The organism is Kordiimonas sp. UBA4487 (assembly GCF_002389025.1).
GTDB lineage: Bacteria > Pseudomonadota > Alphaproteobacteria > Sphingomonadales > Kordiimonadaceae > Kordiimonas > Kordiimonas lacus.
Genome location: NZ_DGNR01000013.1, coordinates 150,937 through 170,398 on the forward strand (window position 1 = coordinate 150,937; position 19,462 = coordinate 170,398).

Consider the following 19,462-nt stretch of genomic DNA (forward strand, 5'->3'; position numbering starts at 1 on the left):
TATGATGGACGACAAAGAGTGACAGACCAATCGGCAAATACACCTTCGGGTGACAGTAGTAGCGCCTCCTCAAAGGGGCAGGGCGGTTTCTGGCGTTCCCTCAAGGACCTTCTTGGGTTCCGGAACGGCGAGGTCAGCCTGCGTGAAAGCCTTGAGGAGGCGATCGAGGAACATGAAGAAGAAACCCGTGGTCAGTCCCTGGGGGACGAAGAGCGCGAGATGCTCTTTAATGTGCTTCGCTATGGGGCCTTGCGTGTCGATGACGTGATGGTGCCGCGCGCTGATATTGTGGGTGTGCCCAGTGATATCGGCTACAGCGGCCTGATCAAGGTGTTTGCGGACGCCAACCATTCACGCATGCCGGTGTACCGCGAAACACTCGATACCGTTTTGGGCATGGTCCATGTGAAAGACGCCCTGCGCGTCGCCGCTGAGGGTGCCGAGCTTGAAGAGTTCAAGCTGTCGACAATCCAGCGCCCTGTGCTTTTCGTGCCGCCGTCGATGAAGGTGATCGACCTTCTGGCCAAGATGCGTCTGTCGCGGACCCACATGGCCATTGTGGTGGATGAATATGGCGGTACTGACGGCCTGTTGACTGTTGAGGATATCGTTGAAGAAATCTTCGGCGAAATCGAAGACGAGCACGATGAAATCGAAGACCCATACATTACCCCGCTTGAAAATGGTGGCTATGATGTGGATGCCAGGCTTGAGGTTGACGAGCTTGAGGAAATCATCGGGGTGGACCTGCTTCCTGAAGAGCTGGATGAAGGTGTCGACACCGTCGGCGGCCTTGTCTTTTCACTGGCGGGTTGCGTGCCCGAGATCGGTGAGGTTATGGTTCACGAAAGCGGTTACCGGTTTGAAGTGGTTGACGCAGACCCGCGCAGGATACACAAAGTGCGCATTCATGTGGGTGCTGAAGACAGCACCCTGACAGCTGAGGACTAAAGGCGCGCCTTAGACGCCCGGCCAAATGATTGGCAAGAACAAGCAGAGCAGCAAATGAGCGATCAAGGTCGGGATCAGTCCATGTTGGGCGCGCAACTTACGCGCCTTTTTGATTGGCTGGATAAGCGCAGCAGTTTTGCTGTGCATGCTTTCGCATTCCTTGTTGGGGTGCTGCTGTCCCGCACGTTCGCGCCCGCCAACTTCTTTCCCCTACTGTTTGTTGCCATCCCACTGATGATCGCGCTCATTGACCGGTCGAAAAACAAAGCGCAGGCTTTTGCCCACGGCTGGTGGGTTGGCTTTGGGCTGTTTGCAGTCGGGCTTAGCTGGATCGGGCATTCCTTCACCCAGCAGCAGGCTGTGCCTGTGATTTTGGCGCCTGTGGCCATCCTGGCCTTGTCGGCGATCCTGTCGCTTTACGTCGGCATTGTGTTTGTGGTTTGCCGTATGCTCTGGTGCAGGGGCTGGCTCAGGGTACTTTTGTTCGCAGCAGTCTGGACCCTTTTCGAGGTCGCGCGCGGCATGTGGTTTACGGGCTTTCCGTGGCACCTGGTTGGGGCGGCGTGGGCCGAATGGCTGCCCATGGCACAAAGCACCTATTATATCAGCGTCTATGGCCTGTCGTTCCTGACCGTATTTGCGGCAGGCATGTTTGTGTTGCTGCTGGATACGGGGCGCTGGCAGACAACCATCCTGCCGCCCGTTTTGGCTGTGCTGGTTCTGGCGGCCACAGCGACGGCAGGATATGCGCGGCTGGACGGCAACCAGACGCACTATCACCTGGGCGTTTCCATGCGCCTGGTGCAGGCCAATGTGAAACAACGCGAAAAGTGGCTTTCCTACCTGATCGAGGACCATTTCGACAAACATATGACCTTGTCGCGCGCGGCAGACCCGGACGGCAAGGCCAAGGGCGTGCGGCTTCTGATCTGGCCGGAAACCGCGGTGCAGACCGAAAGCTTCGACCGCGATGGCTCGATCCACCGCTGGCGTATGTCCAAGCTGTTGGATTATGGGTCATTCGCCATTACCGGCGCGCCGCGCTATCAGCGTACGGAAGATGGCTATAATTATTATAACAGCCTGTTTGCCTTGAACTCGAGCGCTGACCTGTACGCGCGCTATGACAAGGTGCATCTGGTGCCGTTTGGCGAATATCTGCCCTATGAAAATCTGTTGAAAAAGCTTGGCCTGGCACAGCTGACAGGCGGCAGTGCTTGGACAGCGGGGCGGGCACGCCAGACCATCGCATTGCCCGGCACGCCCGGATTTTCGCCGCTTGTGTGCTATGAGGCTGTGTTCCCGGGGCAGGTGATCGACACCCGTGACCGACCCGAGTGGATTTTGAACATTACCAACGATGCGTGGTTTGGGTTCACAGAAGGGCCCTACCAGCATCTGGCACTGGCGCGCCTGAGGGCGATCGAGGAAGGCCTGCCGCTGGTGCGCGCGGCGTCGACCGGGGTGAGTGCGGTGATCGATGGGTACGGTCGCACGCTTTCAAGCATGCCGGTGGGGCGCGAAGGCATTCTGGACAGCCCGCTTCCCCAAGCCATCGACACCCCGCCGATCACCACCGGGGCGCGGATTCTGCTGGTGACACTCTTGTGTGCGCTGATTGCGCTGGCGCGTGTGATCTACTGCTGGCGCCAGGGCAGAGCGGCCTGAAAAAGGGCACACGGCGCGTAAAAGGGCACAAAAGGGGCTTTGTCATAGGGCCCGTTTGCGCTATAGGGGCGGCCATGAGCGGTACAGACAAAAACACCAAGGACTTCAGGCTGCCGGAGCAGCGCTTTTTCGGGCGCCGCAAGGGACAGAGCTTTTCAAACCGCCAGCAAAGCCTGATGGATGACTTCCTGCCGTCCATTTCCGTCGAGATCCCTGAGGGTGAAGACGCGACCTTGGATGTGGATACTGTCTTCGGCACGCCAGTGAAGGCGCTGTGGCTTGAGATCGGCTTCGGCAAGGGTGAGCATCTGGCCTGGCAGGCGCAGGCGCACCCGGATGTGTCGCTGATCGGTTGCGAGCCTTACCTCAATGGTGTGGTTGGCCTGTTGACGCATATCGAGGAAAACGACATCCAGAATATCCGGGTTTACGGCGACGATGCCCGGCACGTGATCTGGAAGCTGCCGGACGCCAGTGTTGACCGCCTGTTCCTGTTGCACCCGGACCCCTGGCCCAAGACCCGTCATGCCCGCCGCAGGTTTGTCAACCAGATGAACCTGAATGACCTGGCGCGAATCATGAAAGATGGCGCTGAGTTCCGTATTGGCACGGATCATCCGATCTACCGCGAGTGGACCATGCTTCAGATGGCCGAGCGCAATGATTTCGAATGGCTGGCTGAAGGTCCCGAGGACTGGCTGACCCGCCCGGACGACTGGCCGGAAACGCGCTATGAGGTCAAGGCGCTTGAGGGCCGCGCCACCTATTTCCGCTTCCGCCGGGTGCCGCGCGCTGACGTGAAGGCCTGAGGCCCACCACCCGACCCGCAACTGCGCAGTTGAGTAGCTGCACCTTTAGTTATAGCATCTCCCCCTTGGAACTCTTTCGGGAAGGGGAGTCTTATGTCCATCAAAAACACATTGTTAATCGCTGGCCTGACGCTGGCGCTGGCCGGTTGCTCTGATCAGGCGGAAGAAGCCGCGCCTACGCGTAATATGGAGGAAGGCCACGGGGTGGTCTTGTTGAGCGGCCTGCCGACACTTGGCACCAAAGATAGTATCGCCATCATTGACCTGGATCCTGAATCAGAGACATTCGGCGATCTGCTGTATGATTATGACCTGCCGGAATTCAATGGGCCGCTGCACCATCTGTATTACAGCCCCAACGGCCGTCTGTACGCCACCGGGCTGAACACCGATTGCAGCCTCGCGGAAATCGGCCTTGCGCGGAACGCGCAGGGTGACCCGGTTATCAACGGTGTCACCTGCATCGATACCCAGGGGCAGGTGATTGCCGAAGACATCATGTGGCACACGGCGAACGGCACGGAATATATGTTCGTGACCTTCATGGGCGGCACGGGGCTGGATCAGGCGGATGGCGGTTCGGTTGGCGTGTTCGACGCCCAGACCAATGCTGTGGTGAAGGTGATTGAACAGCGCAAGAGCAGCGTTGAGGAAGGCGAACCCTTCATCATGTATCCGCACGGTATTTCGGCCTACGGTGACCGGATGGTCGTTGCTTCCACCGTGCACCCGGACCTCAAGACCGGCGTTGGCAACTCTATCCATGTGATTGACCTCAATACCATGGAGCCGATCGAGAATATCGTGGTCGAGGACAGCCAGCCTGTCGGTTTCCCGTCTTCCCCGGTCGAGCTGATGTTTGTGCGTCCAAGTATTGTACCTGATGTGGAACCGGCCGTGCTGGTCAACACCATGTTCGGGTTTGAAACCTGGAAAGTGCCCTATGACGCTGAAAACAAATCCTTCGGCGCGCCCGAGAAGCTTTACGACGGCGCTTCAAACGGCACCGGGGTTCCGCTTGAGTTTTACGGCAACGAGACAGAGCTGTTTATCAGCCATGCGATCCCGGGCATTGTGAAGCGCTATGATCTTGCCAAACTGCCTGACCTGGTATCGACCGGGCCAGACATCAAGGCGGAGCTTGGCGCCCACCATATGGTCTTCTACACCACAGCTTCGGGGCGCAAGGTGATGGCGGTACAGAATAACCTTCTGAACCTTGGGAATGCGGCTGACAATGACCCGACTGACGTTGATTTCATCGCCAAACTGAATGACCATTCCCTGACGGTCCATGATCTGGCGACAGGCGAGCGCCTGGGCACGATCAACATCAAGGAGAGATACAATAAGGGCATCGACAATGTGGAAGCCCTGTTTGGATCGGGATTTGTACACCACCACTAGAAGCCAGTTGGCATGAGTAAGAAGTTCGTCATAGCAGCACTGTTGCTGGCTGGGGTTGCGGCCTATTTCCTTGCGGGTATGCCACGGAAGGCCGCCACCCCTCTTGCGGACTTCACAGTGCCATTTGTCTATGGGCACTTTCAGGTGCCGAAAGAAAACCCGCTGACCAAGGAGGGCGTCGCCCTTGGTCGGCGGCTTTTTTACGATCCGCGCCTGTCGGGCAACAACGAGATTTCCTGTGCCACCTGCCACCAGCAGGCGCTTGGCTTCACGGATGGCCTGAAGGCATCCGTCGGGGCGTCGGGTGTGCCGCTCAGCTTCAACAGCATGGCGCTGACCAACCTCTTGTGGGGGCCGCAGCGCTTTTTCTGGGACGGCAGGAGTGTGTCGCTCGAAGACCAGGCGCTCAACCCCATCCAGCACCCTGACGAGATGGCGCAGGACCTGGACGCGCTTATGGATGAGCTGGCGGAAGATGAAACCTACAAAGCGCTGTTCGATACGGCCTATGGCGGCATCAGCCCAGAGGCAGTTGCCATGGCGCTGGCCAGTTTCCAGCGCACCCTGGTGTCGGCCAACAGCCGCTATGACCAATATCTGCGGGGCGAGATTTCCCTGACGCCGGAGGAGGAAAAAGGCCGCAAACTTTTTATGGCGCATCCGGATGCCAAGGTGGCGCAGAAGGGCGGTAACTGTATCGACTGTCACAGCCAGTTCCTGACAAGCGGCTTTTCAACAGCCCTGGACGGCTTCTCCAACAATGGCCTGGGCGGTGAAGACAGCCTGCTGCCCGGCCTGTCAGCGGTGACAGGCAAGGCAGCACACAGGGGCTTCTTCAAGACGCCGTCCCTGCGAAACATTGCGGTGACGGCGCCCTATATGCACGATGGCCGGTTTGACACACTGGAAGAGGTGCTGGACCATTATGATAGCGGCATCAAGGACAGCAGTACGCTGAGCCCGCTTATCGTCGAGGCCGATAACCAGCCGCTCGACCGGCGCCAGCGTGGGCAAATCAGCCTGAATCTCACAGCAGATGAGAAGAAGGCTATCATCGCGTTCCTGCATACGCTGACGGATGAAGAGTTCCTGACAGACCCGCGTTTTTCGAATCCATTTGAAGAGGAGGCCGGAGATGACGCGCGCTAAAACACTTCTTGCCGTTACGATTCTTTCTGCTGCGCTGCTGTGGGTCTTTCTGGAGATGAAGCCGGCCGTGAAGCCCATATCGCTTCGCTTCCACGCCCTTGTGGACGGTGAACCCCTCGTGCTCGACGATATGCGCTACAAGAATCCTGGCGGGGAGGGGCGCTTCATGGTCCGGGATTTCCAGTTTTACCTGAGCAACATCAGGCTGACGGGGCCAGGCGGAGATTATGTTCTGCCTGACAGCTATCACCTGCTGCGCTTTGACGGCGACCTGCCGTATGCCGAGATCAAGCTGCCAGCGATGGACGCGGGCGTCTTCGATGCCATCCACTGGGGTATCGGGGTGGACCCGGAAGCCAATGGCACCATCAAGATCGCAGGGGACCTCGACCCCAACAACCGTATGGCCTGGAACTGGCAGGTTGGATACAAATTCATCCTGTTTGAGGGCGGGCTGGAGGACAGTGAAGGCTTCCTGCCGCTTGTCTATCATGTGGGCTTTGACGAAAACTATACGCCGCAGTCCCTGCCTTTTGCCGCGGGCGCAGAGAGCAGTGAGGAAACCATCGTGCGCTTTACGGTCGATATTGCTGCCCTGTTCAGGGCGGATGGGCCACTTGATATGGTCACTACACCGTCTGTGAAGTTTGACCGGGACGATGCCGCCAGAATAGCCGCAGGCTTCCCGAATATGATTTCCGCCAGCCAATAGCGGTGTTTGCTGGTTTCTAGAAGCTGACTTCCATGCCAACACTTATCCTGTCCCTGTTGCGAAACTGGCCGAACAGGCCATCGCGCTTGCCGTAGAAAATGTCAGCACCGGCTTTCAGCCTTATATTGCTGCGCCATTCATAAACCAGCGAGGCCTGCAGCAGGCCGTCGCCGTCATTCAGGCTCTGGATCAGAAGGGCTTCCGCCTGCAGGGCTTCGTTCATGAAACTGCGGCGCGCCAGAAAGGTGGCCCGTGTCTCAATACCGGACCGCACAAGGCCAAGGGGTGCCTTGCTCAGATGAGACTGGAAGATCTGGGCGCTCAGGAACCAGTCGGTAAAGCCGGCATAATCCGCCCCCAGCACATAGGAAAATTCATTGGCGCGCACCACGCCGTCCTGATCTGTCATGTCATCGGTGCGGAAGTATTTGTTGGTGGCGTATCCGATTTCGCCCCGCACAGTGATGTCGCCAAAGACATTGGAAAATGTGCCGCCCAGCAAATGGCTGCGTTCATAGTTTTGGCGGATGGTTATGCCTTGCGCAGATGCAATCCGGCGCACCACAGGCCTGTCGGCATAGTGATAGGCATAATTCAGGCTGAGGTCCCAGCCGCCTGTGAAGGCCGAAAGCTTAGCGGCAACGTCGCTGTCCGTGAAGGCGTTGCCCGGCTTGTCGGCATCGGCAAAAGTGACGGGCACACCGGGCGGCGCGCTGGGAACAATCAGCGGTGAGGTAAAGGCGAAGGCCGAGCCGGGCTCAGGAATTTCGTCGTATGTGGTGTCGGGAATCCAGATCAGCTGCAGCGTCAGGTCGCCAACCGGAATTTCAGCGTTGGCCGCCCACAGGGGAATGCGGCTGTCTTCAAAATCCGGCAGGATGAATTCGGCAAAGGATTGCGGGTTAAGGACATCAAGCACCTTCAGGCCATCCGCCTGCCCCCAGACAATCTGTTGCTTGCCAAGCCTGAGGAAGGTGGCGCCGATTTCCGTGTCCAGGTAGGCCTCTCTCAGTTCCGCCTCAAGATAGCTGCCGATATGCCACCGGTCGCTCAAGGTTGCGCGGGCCTGACCATCTGGCCTGCCGGGCTCCAGCGTGTCTTTCAAGTCGCTGCGCAGGCGACCGATCAGGGTTACGCGTGTCCGGCTGGACAGGTCGAAGCGGACTTCGGGTGTCAGTGTTACAGTGCTTTTCTGCAAGCTGCCGTCGCTGAGGTCCAGGGCCAGGCTGGTTTCAGCGATGCCGGACACCTCCAGGTTTTCAAACATGTCGGCGCTTACAGGGGCAGTGGCAAGAATGAGGGCGCCAATGGTTGTTCTGATACTCGGTACAAGCCGCATGCTCGTCTCCTATCGGCCGCGTTTCAAGCTGCGCTGTTCAAACATGGCTTCATCCACTTCGGTGCCGTAATCCACTTCTGCGAAGGTGAAGATTGTCCGGTGGCCGGTCTTGAGGTTTTCTACGTCAATCCGGTGTGTGGTCCAGATGCCGGAGACTTTGCGAATGTCAGAATTATGGACGACCTTGAGCGGGTTGCCGCCCACGTCCCACATCTCGGCCTTGCGCGACATCCATATGGTGGGGTCGATCCGCCACAGCACGCGGCCATAGCCAAGTTCCTTTGCCGTCTCTTCATCTTTTGGAATGCCTTCTATGACGATGGTTTCAAACCCGTCCACCGTTTCCAAGCCCATGGTTTGGAAGGCATAGTCTTCAGCGGCAATCTTGCCTTCCTTCTTGATGTCCTCATAGCTGAGGTCGGTTCCCAGGAAATAGTCGCCTCTATCTGACGCTGAGATGCGGCGAATTTTCCTGAGCGCAGGCAGGTAAAGCCACTGATCGTCTTCCGTGTCGGCGTCGGGATAGTCGTAGGTCAGGAAGCCTGTGCCCTTCACGCTTGAAGGCGCGGTGTAGAACAACACAGTGCGTTTCTCATCGCCGAAATAGCGCCGATACCCCTCCGTATCCCGGGTTCGTGTCTTGCCGCGCCGATCAATCAGTTCCATCCTGAGCGTGCGGCTGACCCATTCGCCTTCTTCACGGGCGTTGACCTTGGCGATTACCTCGTCTGCGCTGGGCAATGTGTCTGCCTCTGCAGGGAACGTGTGCAGCAACAGCGCCGCGCCAGTTGCGGCGATCAGCAGGGAAGCCGTTACGGATGCCGGCTTTGACAGCCCCGCCTCGTCTGCGTTGCGGAACAGGAAGGCCGGGCGCACCAGCTTGCCCAGGACCGGCAACAGCGTGATACCCGCAAGGAAGGCGGTGGACACAGCGGTGACAACAAGCAGACCGAAGCGCAGCAGCGGCGGCACTTCGCTGGTGGTCAACACCGCAAAACCAAGGGCCAGGGCAGCAAAATTGAAGAACAGCGCCCGACCCGTTGACGGGAACAGGTCCTGCAGGCGTTCGTCATAGCTGCCGCTTCTTGTGGCCAGCAGGTCCTTCATGCGGTCCAGCGTGTGGATGGCAAAGTCAATCCCCAGGCCGATTGCGATGGCGGCAAACATGCTGGTGCCAACGCCCAGCCAGATGCCACCAAAACCCATGACGGCATAAACAAGCAACAGGGCCATAACCACCGGCACAAGGGCAAAGAGCCCGGCAATGCTGGACCGGAAAACAAGCACAGTGGCGATGAAAACAAACAGCAGGGAAAGGCCCAGGCTTTTCACATGGTTTTCTTCGATGGTCTGTATCCATTTGTGCGTTACCGCCACGCGGCCGGAAAGGGTGGCTTTTATACTGGCCGTATTGAAGCGAGTGTCCACGTAGGTCTGGATTTCCGGGATCAGCTGTGTCAGCAGCTGATAGTCGGCCACCGGCAGGTTGAAACGGATATTGGCCTTCTGATAGTCATAGTCCACTTCTTCTTCAAAGTCGGTCGGGTCACCTGACGCGGCATAGAGGAAGAAGAGCTGTGCGACGAGGTCCGGGTCATCCGGGATGGTGTAGAATTCCTGGCGGTTCTCGTTCACGGCCTTGTGCATCTGCTTGATATAGTCAACCACCGACGTTGACCCATGAACCGCCGGAAGGCCCTCGACATAGGCCTGCAGGCTTTCCATGCGGCGCAGGTTGGCCGGTTGGAACAGGGCTTCTTTTTCATCTGCCTCCACAATGACGTCCAGGAAATAGGTGCCGTCCATGCGGGCGTTGATTTCAGTGTCTGCGATATAGAGCGGCTCGTCGGTTTGGAAGTTTTCAATCTGGGCTTCCTGGATCAGCACACGGCTGGTGCCGGCCACCCCCAGAACAGCCACAAGGATGCCGATTGCCAGGGTGACCTTCGAATGCTTGAGCCCGCGCGCACCAAGGGCCGCCAGCAGGCGACCATAGCGGTCACCAACGTTCGCCCCGGCAAAAAGCCGGCTGGGCTTGATGTTGAAAAGCGTCAGCGCTGCGGGCAGGAAGGTCATGGAATAGAACCAGGCGCCAGCTACGCCAATGGCAGCAAACAGGCCGAAGTATTTCATGGGCGGCATTTCGGCGCCCAGCCATAGCCCCATGAAGCCAGCGATGGTGGTGATGGTTGTCAGGGTTACCGGTTGCCACATCTTGGCCATGGCCCGAACGGTAATCTCGCGCTGCGACGCGTCCGGGGTGCGGACTTTCTCCTCATACACCTGGCTCAGGATATGGATGCTGTCGGCAACCGCGATCCCGATCAGGATGGTCGCAAGCCCGTTGGTGATCACATAGAAGGACACCCCAAAGGCGGCCATCAGTCCAAGCGACGCTGCGACAGTCCCCAGAACGATGACGTTGGGCAGCAGGGCGCCGGCGACAGTGCGAAAGGCGACAAACAGCACAATGGTGATAACAACGCCCGCCAGGGGGTTCAGGGTTTTGGCATCATTGTCGATATAGGTGGCAAGATAGCCCGAGATTGCGCCCTCACCCGCGACATGAACGGCGTTGCCGTCCGGGATATCCTCGGCAGCCACAACCGCCATGACGTCCTGATAGGTTTGTTCGGCGATTTCCTGGTCAAGCAATTCGGCGATGATCAGTGTGGACTGACCGTTTCTGGCAACCAGGCTGCCCTGGTACAGGGGAAAGTCCTGGACGGCATCGCGGATGGCGTCTGCGTGCGCCTGCGTAGTTGGCAGGGGATCGTAAAAGTCTGTCACCTCCATGCCGTCGAATGTACCGACAATGTTGCTTTCGGTAGCCAGCGACATGATCTTGTCGGGGTCGACGTTTGGCAGGGCGGCAACCTTTTCCGTCAGGGCGCCAACCAGCGCCAGGCTTTCGGGGTTGAACACGCCGTTTTCACCGTCGTTCACCACAGCCACCACAATCGGGTCTTCAAGCCCGAAGGTGCGCCGGACATGTTCCCGGTACAGCAGCACCGGATCATCTTTTTCGATGAAGGCGTCGGAGCTGGTGTCCTTGTGAATTTTTGGCATGAAGCTGGCGGTTGCCACAATCATCAGGATGCTCAGGACCAGGATGGTCTTTGGCCAGTTCGTCAGCAGGGTGAAAAGACGGGTGGCTTTGGGGGAAGGCGTATTCATGGCATGTCTCGCTTATGGTGTAATTACACGTTTTTGGGTAAATGACCGGGATGGCAAGGGGGGGAGGCACTTGCGGTCACCGGCGCATGGTTTCATATACGTGTATATACACATTATGGTTGGTGTTACGGTGATGCGGGTATTCATTCCGGTATTCCTTGATATCTAGCTGATGGCGTCCAGCCCCTGGTGCACAACCTGCCAGGTCTTGTCCCCCAGGTCGGCTTTCAGTGACGCTTGTGTGTTGCGCCACACGGGAAGGGCCTTTGAAAGTGTGTTCAGCCCCTGGCTGGATATGGTGGCGTGCTTGGCCCGGCGGGACTCTTCCGCGGCGATGGTCACAAGCCCCGCGCGCTCGAGCGGTTTCAGGTTGCGGATCAGGGTTGTGCGTTCCATGCCGATGATCTCCGCAAGCCGGGACAGGGTTACCTTATCGGCCAGCGAGATGATCGTCAGCATGGTGAACTGGTTGCCTGTCAGGCCGAAAGGCTTGAGCGCGTCATCGTAACGGCGCGTGATGGTTCGGCTTGCCTTGCGTATCTTCTGGCATGCGCACTGGCCGGCGACGTCCTGCCGAAGCTGTTCTATGATGTCTTGATCATTCATAATATGTGTATATGCACTAATGTTGATAAATGTCAAGGTGACGATCTGCGCCTGATGCGGTATACCATGACGGAAGAAGACCGAATCGGCACCGCTGTTTCGACAGGCCAGACCAATAAGAGGAAGGCTTCAGATTCGGGGTTGCCCCAAAAGCGTGTTCGCTGTATACAGAGCCCGCTTCTCCTAGAGTATTGGTTGATTATTCCAGGAGTGGGCTTCGGCCCACTGCCCGCGATAACCCATACCTAGAACGTAGTGGGCCAGTGTGTTCGGCCCGGCGTGAAGTGTGAAAGGACAGGACTAGTGAGCGACGCTGCGACTAACATTGCTGCTTTGATCGAACCGACCGTAGAGGCCCTCGGCTTTGAACTTGTTCGCGTAACCTATGGCGGTGGGCGCAAGCCTACGCTGCAGGTGATGGCGGAAAAGCCGGACGGCACCATGGGTGTTGATGATTGCGCGAAATTGTCTCGCGAGCTTTCGCTTATCCTGGATGTTGAAGATCCATTGCCGGGTGAATACCTCCTTGAGGTCAGTTCGCCGGGTGTTGACCGTCCGCTGACCAGGCGCAAGGATTTCGAGCGCTGGGTAGGCTTTGAAGTGAAGGTCGAAATGGAAGAGCAGATGGACGGCCGCCGGCGTTTCCGCGGTCCCATGACGTCCTTCAAGGACAATATGGTGACCATTGAGACCGAAGAGGGCGTTGTCGAGCTTGATTTTGACGGCATCTCGAAAGCGAAACTGATCCTGACTGATGAACTTCTTGAGGCTGTGCAGAAAGCTGCAAAGGCTCAGGCGAACCCTGACGATGCGCCAGACGGCACAGATGGGGCGGACACTTAAGGTTTTTTGCTGGCATGGCGCCTCCGGGTGCCACGCTCTGAAAGCGACGGAGTAAAGATGATGGCTGCTGCTGTCAGTGCAAACAGGTTGGAATTGCTGCAGATCGCGGATCTTGTGGCGCGTGAAAAATCGATCGACAAGGACATCGTTCTTGAAGCCATGGAAGAGGCGATCCAGAAGGCGGCTCGTTCCCGCTATGGCGCTGAAAACGAAATCCGGGCCCAGATCGACAAGAACACCGGCGACATTCGCCTGTTCCGCGTTCTCGAGGTTGTCGAGGAAGTCGAGAACCCGGCTGTAGAGATCAGCCTGGAAGATGCCAAGGAAGACAAGCCAGACGCCGAGATCGGTGATTATCTGGCTTCCAGCCTGCCGCCGATGGACTTCGGCCGTATCGCTGCCCAAACCGCCAAGCAGGTGATTGTGCAGAAGGTGCGTGATGCAGAGCGTCAGCGTCAGTATGAAGAATATAAAGACCGCGTGGGTGAGACCATCACCGGCGTCGTCAAGCGCGTTGAATATGGCAACGTGATTGTGGATCTGGGTCGTGCGGAAGCTATCATGCGCCGCGATCAGGTGATCCCGCGTGAGCATATCCGCCAGAACGAACGTATCCGTGGGTATATCTATGAAGTGCGCCGTGAAAACCGTGGCCCGCAAATCTTCATGTCCCGCACCAAGCCAGACTTTATGGCCGCCCTGTTTGCACAGGAAGTGCCAGAGATCTATGATGGCATTATCGAGATTCGTTCCGTAGCCCGCGATCCGGGCAGCCGCGCGAAGATCGCCGTGATCTCCAACGATGGCGGTATCGACCCGGTTGGTGCCTGCGTTGGTATGCGCGGTAGCCGCGTGCAGGCCGTTGTGAACGAGCTGCAGGGCGAGAAGATCGACATTATTCCTTGGTCCCCTGATGTGGCGTCCTTCATTGTGAACGCGCTGCAACCTGCGGAAGTTTCCAAGGTGGTTCTGGACGAAGAGCGTTCCCGCGTTGAAGTGGTGGTGCCTGACGATCAGCTGTCGCTGGCCATTGGCCGCCGCGGCCAGAACGTACGTCTGGCATCGCAGCTCACGGGCTGGACCATCGATATCATGACCGAGGCGGAAGAAAGTGAACGTCGCCAGGAAGAGTTCATGACCCAATCCAAGCGCTTCGTGGAAGCCCTGGATGTGGACGATACGCTGGCACACCTTCTGGTGGCTGAAGGCTTCACCGAGGTGGAAGAAATCGCTTACGTTGAGCCTGAAGAGCTTCTGGCTGTTGAAGGCTTCGACGACGATCTGGTGGCTGAGCTTCAGCGCCGTGCTGCTGACTTCCTTGAAGCTGAAGCGCGTGCTGCTGACGAAAAGCGCCGTGAGATGGGCGTTTCCGACGACCTCGCAGACGTTGAAGGCCTGACGCCACAGATGCTGGTGAAGCTGGGTGAAGACGAAGTGAAAACGCTTGAAGACTTCGCCGGCTGTGCAGCAGACGAGCTTACGAGCAAGGAAGATGGTATCCTGCGTGACTTCAGCCTGACTGAAGATGAAGCCAGCGATATGATCATGTCGGCGCGTGTGGTTCTGGGCTGGATTTCGGCTGAGGAAGCATTCGGTAATTCCGAGGAAGCTGAAGAAGCATCCGAAGAAGGGGCTGAGGAAGCCGCCGAAGAAGGCGAAGCCGAAGCCGAAGCCGCTGAAGGCGACGCGGACGCCGCAGAAAAAGGCGAAGAGGCGTAAGGCCTCTTCTTCACCGCAAGTTGGAGCAGCCAATGCGAGAACGGCGGTGTATACTAACGATGCAGCCTGCGTCGGAGGATACTCTGATCAGGCTGGTCATGAGCCCCGACGGCACTTTGGTGCCGGACGTGGCAGCCCGGTTGCCCGGGCGCGGCATGTGGGTTACTGCTGACCGGGCAATGATCGACCAGGCGGTTGAAAGCGGCCAGCTTGCAAAAGCGGCCAGCCGGTCCCTCAAGGCGCAGGTGCAGAAAAGCGCGGTGCCCGGGGACTTAGGCGAGACGATCGACCGCTTGCTAGAGCGCCGCTGTCTGGACCGTATGGGTCTGGAGCAACGCGCAGGACACCTGGTAACAGGCTTTGACAAGATCAAGGCCGCGCTTACCAAGAAGGGCACCGGCAAGCCGGCGCTTCTGGTGACTGCGACAGACGGCGCCGAAGACGGTCGGCGGAAGATCAAGGCTGCGGTTGGCGCGAAAGTGCCGGAAGTGGCTGTGTTTGACCGTGAAGCGCTCTCGAATGCGCTCGGTCGGGATAATGTTGTACATGTGCTGCTGATGCAAAGCGGCGGCACTGACAGGCTTAAGGTCGATTTTGGTCGACTTTATGGAATGCGCGGGCTAGGCCCGCTGATCAGTGAAGCGCCCTCTCATGAAGAAGGGCAGAGGAACGAAGATTAGTATGACTGACGAAAAGAAACTGACACTGTCTGGACGCGGCACCCTTGGAGTAGGCAAGGGGGTTGAGACCGGCCAAGTTCGTCAAAGCTTCAGCCATGGGCGCAGCAAGGCAGTCGTTGTAGAGCGCAAGAAGAAGCGCATCCTCAAGAAGGGCGCGACCGATACCGCAGCCCCTGAGGCCGCGCCAACAGCGCCGAAGCCACAAAAGACCTACGTTCCGAAGAAACCGGTTGGTGAAGGCGGAGGCAAGCTCTCAAACACCGAGCATGAAACCCGGCTGAAGGCCCTTGAGGAAGCGCAAAAGCGTGCCGAAGAGGAAGCCAAAGAGAAGGCAGAGCGCGAAGCACGCGAAGCTGCGGAAGCTGCAGAGCGCAAGAAGCGTGAAGCTGCTGAGGCTGCTGCTGCGGAAGCCGCGCACGACGATGAGGCGGAAGCCCGTGCCCGTGCCGAAGACGACGTCAAGAAAAAGAAAGCTGCAGACGCTGCCAAGAAGGCTGAAGTTGAAGCCGCCAAGAAGGCAGAAGAAGAGCTGAAGACCAAAGAAAAAGCGGAAGCGGAAGCGCGCAAGAAAGCTGAGCTTGAAGCGCGCGCTGTGCAGCTCAAGAAAGCCAGCGAAGCCCGCCAGGCGGCTGGCCCTGCTGGTGATGATGAGCGCAAAGGCAAGCCGAAGCGCGGCAAGGAACGCAAAGCAGGCCCGGGCGGCGATGACCGTAACCAGCGTGGCCGCGGCCGCGGCGACGACCGCCGCAAGGGTGGCCGCCTGACGATCTCCAGCGCCATGGGCGACGGTGAGCGTCAGCGTTCGCTCGCAGCCTACAAGCGCGCGCAAGCGAAGAAGCGTCAGGCCGAGATGGGCGGTAGCCAGCAGCAAACGCGCCAGGCCCGCGAAGTAACCATCCCTGAAGCCATTACGGTTCAGGAACTGGCGAACCGGATGGCTGAAAAAGCCGTTGCCGTGATCAAGGTTCTGATGGGTCTTGGCGTGATGGCAACCATCAACCAGGTTCTGGACCAGGATACGGCAGAGCTGGTGGTTCAGGAAATGGGCCACACGCCGAAGCGTGTATCGGACGCAGACGTTGAGATCGGCCTCACCGGCGGCGAGGACCAGGAAGGCGAACTGCTGCCACGCGCGCCAATCGTGACCGTTATGGGCCACGTTGACCACGGCAAGACCTCGCTTCTCGATGCGCTCCGTAAAGCCAACGTTGTGTCGGGCGAAGCCGGCGGCATCACCCAGCATATCGGCGCCTATCAGGTTAGCGTGAACGACAGCAAGATCACCTTCCTCGATACGCCAGGCCACGCCGCCTTTACCCAGATGCGGGCCCGCGGCGCCAGCGCGACGGACATCGTGATCCTGGTTGTGGCTGCTGACGACGGCGTCATGCCGCAAACCATTGAAGCCATCAACCACGCGAAAGCGGCTGAGGTTCCGATCATCGTGGCCATCAACAAGATGGACCGCGAAGGCGCCAACCCGGACCGTGTCAGGAACGAACTGCTGCAGCATGAAGTGGTGACCGAGAGCTTCTCGGGTGACGTTCAGGAAGTTGAAGTCTCCGCCAAAACCGGCGACGGCCTCGACAAACTGAAAGAAGCCATTGCGCTGCAGGCTGAAATTCTTGAGCTGAAGGCCAACCCTGACCGCTCCGCTGAAGGCGTGGTTGTGGAAGCCAAGCTTGATAAAGGCCGCGGTCCCGTTGCCACGGTTCTGGTACAGCGCGGCACCCTGAAAGTTGGTGACATCTTCGTGGCTGGCGCCGAATGGGGCCGGGTACGGGCATTGATCAACGACAAGGGTGATCAGGTACAGGAAGCTGGCCCAAGTGTGCCGGTGGAAGTGCTGGGCCTGAACGGTACGCCAGACGCGGGTGATGAGTTCGCTGTTGTGGACAACGAAAGCCGTGCACGTGAAGTGACGTCTTATCGCCAGGACCAGAACCGCAAGAAACGCCAGGCTGCTGCCGCTGCACCGAAGACGCTGGAGAGCATCTTCTCGCAGATGAAGGAAAACGAAGGCCTGCAGACGTTTGAAGTTGTCATCAAGGGCGACGTTCAGGGTTCTGTGGAAGCCATCACCCAGGCGCTTGAAAAAGCGGGTAACGACGACATCCAGTGTCGCGTGATCCACGGCGCGGTGGGCGGTATCACCGAATCCGATATCACGCTTGCCCAGGCCAGCCATGCGCTGGTGATCGGCTTCAACGTACGCCCGAACAAGCAGGCGCGCGAAGCAGCCGAAGCCGAAGGCATCACGATCAAATATTACTCCGTGATCTATGACCTGATCGACGACGTGAAAGCCGCGATGGCTGGTCAGCTGGGTCCGGAATACAAAGAGAATGTTATCGGCCAGGCGGAAATCCGCGAAGCCTTCCAGGCCGGCAAGGCCGGCAAGGCAGCAGGCTGTATGGTTGTCGACGGTTCGATCCGTAATGACCTCAAGGCTCGTATTCTGCGCGATGACGTGATCATCTACGAAGGCCAGATCGAGAACCTGCGCCGCTTCAAGGATGACGTGAAGGAAGTGCGCGCGGGCCAGGAATGTGGTCTGACGTTTGAAAACTATCACGACTTCAAGGCCGGCGACGTTCTCGAGGTTTATGAGCTGGAGGAAATGGAGCGCAAGCTTTAAGCCTGCGACGACCAGCCGATCAAGAGTGTTAGGAGGGGTGGTCCATCGGGGCCGCCCTCCGCTGTTTTAAGGATAAAGTCATGTCCAAATCTTCTCAAACTGGCGAACCCAGCCTGCGCCTGTTGCGCGTGGGCGAGAATGTGCGCCACGCCATTTCCGCGATTCTGACGCGCGGCGATGTGCAGGATCCTGACCTGGCCCGCGCGTCGGTAACCGTGTCCGAAGTGCGCATAAGCCCGGACTTGAGGAACGCCACGGTCTTCATCATGCCGCTGGGCGGCGACCCGAAACTGAAGGTGACCAAGGCACTCAACCGCAACAGTGCCTTCATCCGCGGTGAGATGAGCAAGGTGGTGCATATGAAATATATGCCGCGCCTCAAGTTCAAGCTGGACGAAAGCTTCGATGAAGCCAGTCATATTGATGCCATCCTGCGCGACCCACGCGTGACCCGCGACCTTGAGCACAAGGACGAGGAAGAGTAGGCGTGGCACGGCGCAAGAAGGGCATCAAGATTGACGGCTGGCTGGTGATCGACAAGCCGCTTGGCATCACCAGTTCCGGCGTGGTCGGCAAGGTGAAGTTCCTCACCAAGGCCCAGAAGGTGGGCCACGGCGGCACGCTGGACCCGCTGGCTTCCGGCATTCTGCCCATCGGGCTTGGCGAAGCCACCAAGACCATGCCTTTCATTGTTGATGCCTCGAAAGAGTATGCTTTTACCGTCAAATTCGGCACTGCGACCGATTCGGACGACCTTGAAGGCGAAATTATCGAATCCGGTGGCCGTATCCCTGAAGAAGCGGAAATTCTTGAGGTCCTGCCGCGCTTTACCGGCTCCATCGAGCAAATCCCGCCTGCCTACAGCGCCATCAAGGTGGACGGCCAGCGTGCCTACAAGCTGGCGCGCGACGGCGAGCTGGTGGAACTCAAGGCAAGACGTGTTGAAATTCAAGAACTTAGCCTGACATCCTTCGACGCGGACCAGGGCGAGGCAGCGTTTCACGTGACCTGCGGCAAGGGCACCTATGTGCGCTCGCTGGCGCGCGACATCGCCCGTGCGGTGGATAGCTGCGGCCATGTGGTTCAGCTCAGGCGCCTTCGCGTTGGGCCCTTCAGCCTTAAGGACGCGATTTCACTGGAAAAACTGGAGGAGTTGGGCCATAGTGCGCCCGCTCAGGACTATGTAAGTCCGATTACGACAGCGCTGGACGACATCCCGGCGGTTGCCGTAACGGATGAGGAAGCGAAACGCATCAGATGCGGCATGACCCTCCTCAGGCCTGAGATCAAGCAAGGAACGCTTGTGTTGATGGACGGCGACGTGCCGCTGGCAGTCGCTGAAAACACCCATGGCACCATTCGCTCCTTGCGGGTCTTCAATATGTAACTTTTTTGTAGGAGAAGACGATGTCGATTACTGCTGAACGGAAACAAGAACTGATCAAAGAATACGCCACCAAAGAAGGCGACACCGGCTCCCCTGAGGTGCAGGTAGCAATTCTTTCCTCGCGTATTGCGACTTTGACCGAACACTTCAAAGACCACAAAGGGGATCACCATTCCCGTCGCGGTCTGATCAAGATGGTAAACCAGCGCCGCAAGCTGCTGGACTATCTTAAAGGCCAGGACGTAGAGCGTTACACGACGCTCATCGGTCGTCTGGGTCTGCGGAAGTAATTCAGTTCAGGGAGGCCGGTTCAAGGGAACCGGCCTTCTTCGCTTTTGGGACTTCCGTTTCGAACTTTCCCTAAAAGCGACAAGAAG

16 protein-coding genes are annotated in these 19,462 nt (G+C 58.3%); 13 read left to right on the forward strand and 3 right to left on the reverse strand.

The genetic code is table 11. The features are described from left to right. Positions 1-18: 18 nt before the first annotated feature. From B3Z17_RS12225 to B3Z17_RS12250, 6 genes are all read left to right on the forward strand, one after another. A complete protein-coding gene (locus B3Z17_RS12225) occupies positions 19-951 on the forward strand; it encodes a hemolysin family protein (protein WP_068301275.1) in 933 nt (310 codons plus the stop codon). Between the two features lie 54 nt (positions 952-1,005). Further along, positions 1,006-2,619, forward strand: coding sequence for an apolipoprotein N-acyltransferase (lnt, locus tag B3Z17_RS12230; protein WP_286830022.1), 1,614 nt, complete (start codon positions 1,006-1,008; stop codon positions 2,617-2,619). Positions 2,620-2,693: 74 nt separating this feature from the next. Beyond that, complete coding sequence (gene trmB, locus B3Z17_RS12235) at positions 2,694-3,428, forward strand: tRNA (guanine(46)-N(7))-methyltransferase TrmB (protein WP_286830023.1); 735 nt, start codon at positions 2,694-2,696, stop codon at positions 3,426-3,428. Between the two features lie 93 nt (positions 3,429-3,521). Further along, positions 3,522-4,835 carry a hypothetical protein gene (locus B3Z17_RS12240; RefSeq protein WP_286830024.1) on the forward strand — a complete coding sequence of 438 codons (1,314 nt, stop codon included), beginning with the start codon at positions 3,522-3,524 and terminating at the stop codon, positions 4,833-4,835. 12 nt (positions 4,836-4,847) lie between these two features. Beyond that, entirely contained in the window at positions 4,848-5,984 is a 1,137-nt protein-coding gene (locus B3Z17_RS12245; RefSeq protein WP_286830025.1) for a cytochrome-c peroxidase, read from the forward strand. Then, the gene (locus tag B3Z17_RS12250) at positions 5,971-6,696 is read left to right on the forward strand and encodes an MbnP family protein (protein WP_286830026.1); all 726 of its coding nucleotides are present in this window, start codon (positions 5,971-5,973) and stop codon (positions 6,694-6,696) included. Before B3Z17_RS12245 ends, B3Z17_RS12250 begins: the two co-directional genes overlap by 14 nt. Positions 6,697-6,712: 16 nt before the next feature. Here the strand turns inward: B3Z17_RS12250 and B3Z17_RS12255 are convergent, their stop codons facing one another. The 3 genes from B3Z17_RS12255 to B3Z17_RS12265 form a co-directional block, all read right to left on the reverse strand. Next, positions 6,713-8,035, reverse strand: a complete 1,323-nt coding sequence (locus B3Z17_RS12255) for a DUF1302 family protein (RefSeq protein WP_286830027.1) — start codon at positions 8,033-8,035, stop codon at positions 6,713-6,715. Positions 8,036-8,044: 9 nt separating this feature from the next. After that, positions 8,045-11,212, reverse strand: coding sequence for an outer membrane lipoprotein-sorting protein (locus B3Z17_RS12260; RefSeq protein ID WP_286830028.1), 3,168 nt, complete (start codon positions 11,210-11,212; stop codon positions 8,045-8,047). Positions 11,213-11,377: 165 nt separating this feature from the next. Further along, the gene (locus B3Z17_RS12265; protein ID WP_286830029.1) at positions 11,378-11,818 is read right to left on the reverse strand and encodes a MarR family winged helix-turn-helix transcriptional regulator; all 441 of its coding nucleotides are present in this window, start codon (positions 11,816-11,818) and stop codon (positions 11,378-11,380) included. A 303-nt stretch (positions 11,819-12,121) separates the two neighbouring features. On the opposite strand from B3Z17_RS12265, the gene rimP reads away from it, so the two are divergent. From rimP to rpsO, 7 genes are all read left to right on the forward strand, one after another. Beyond that, the gene (gene rimP, locus B3Z17_RS12270; protein ID WP_286830030.1) at positions 12,122-12,661 is read left to right on the forward strand and encodes a ribosome maturation factor RimP; all 540 of its coding nucleotides are present in this window, start codon (positions 12,122-12,124) and stop codon (positions 12,659-12,661) included. Positions 12,662-12,718: 57 nt separating this feature from the next. Further along, positions 12,719-14,380 carry a transcription termination factor NusA gene (gene nusA / locus B3Z17_RS12275; protein WP_286830031.1) on the forward strand — a complete coding sequence of 554 codons (1,662 nt, stop codon included), beginning with the start codon at positions 12,719-12,721 and terminating at the stop codon, positions 14,378-14,380. A 32-nt stretch (positions 14,381-14,412) separates the two neighbouring features. Then, positions 14,413-15,060, forward strand: coding sequence for an RNA-binding protein (locus B3Z17_RS12280; RefSeq protein WP_286830032.1), 648 nt, complete (start codon positions 14,413-14,415; stop codon positions 15,058-15,060). Between the two features lies 1 nt (position 15,061). Then, a complete protein-coding gene (infB, locus tag B3Z17_RS12285) occupies positions 15,062-17,698 on the forward strand; it encodes a translation initiation factor IF-2 (RefSeq protein ID WP_286830033.1) in 2,637 nt (878 codons plus the stop codon). 80 nt (positions 17,699-17,778) lie between these two features. Next, positions 17,779-18,183, forward strand: a complete 405-nt coding sequence (gene rbfA, locus B3Z17_RS12290; RefSeq protein WP_286830034.1) for a 30S ribosome-binding factor RbfA — start codon at positions 17,779-17,781, stop codon at positions 18,181-18,183. Between the two features lie 2 nt (positions 18,184-18,185). Beyond that, the gene (truB, locus tag B3Z17_RS12295) at positions 18,186-19,085 is read left to right on the forward strand and encodes a tRNA pseudouridine(55) synthase TruB (protein ID WP_286830035.1); all 900 of its coding nucleotides are present in this window, start codon (positions 18,186-18,188) and stop codon (positions 19,083-19,085) included. A gap of 20 nt (positions 19,086-19,105) precedes the next feature. Then, positions 19,106-19,375 carry a 30S ribosomal protein S15 gene (rpsO, locus tag B3Z17_RS12300; protein ID WP_068301236.1) on the forward strand — a complete coding sequence of 90 codons (270 nt, stop codon included), beginning with the start codon at positions 19,106-19,108 and terminating at the stop codon, positions 19,373-19,375. Positions 19,376-19,462 lie beyond the last annotated feature (87 nt).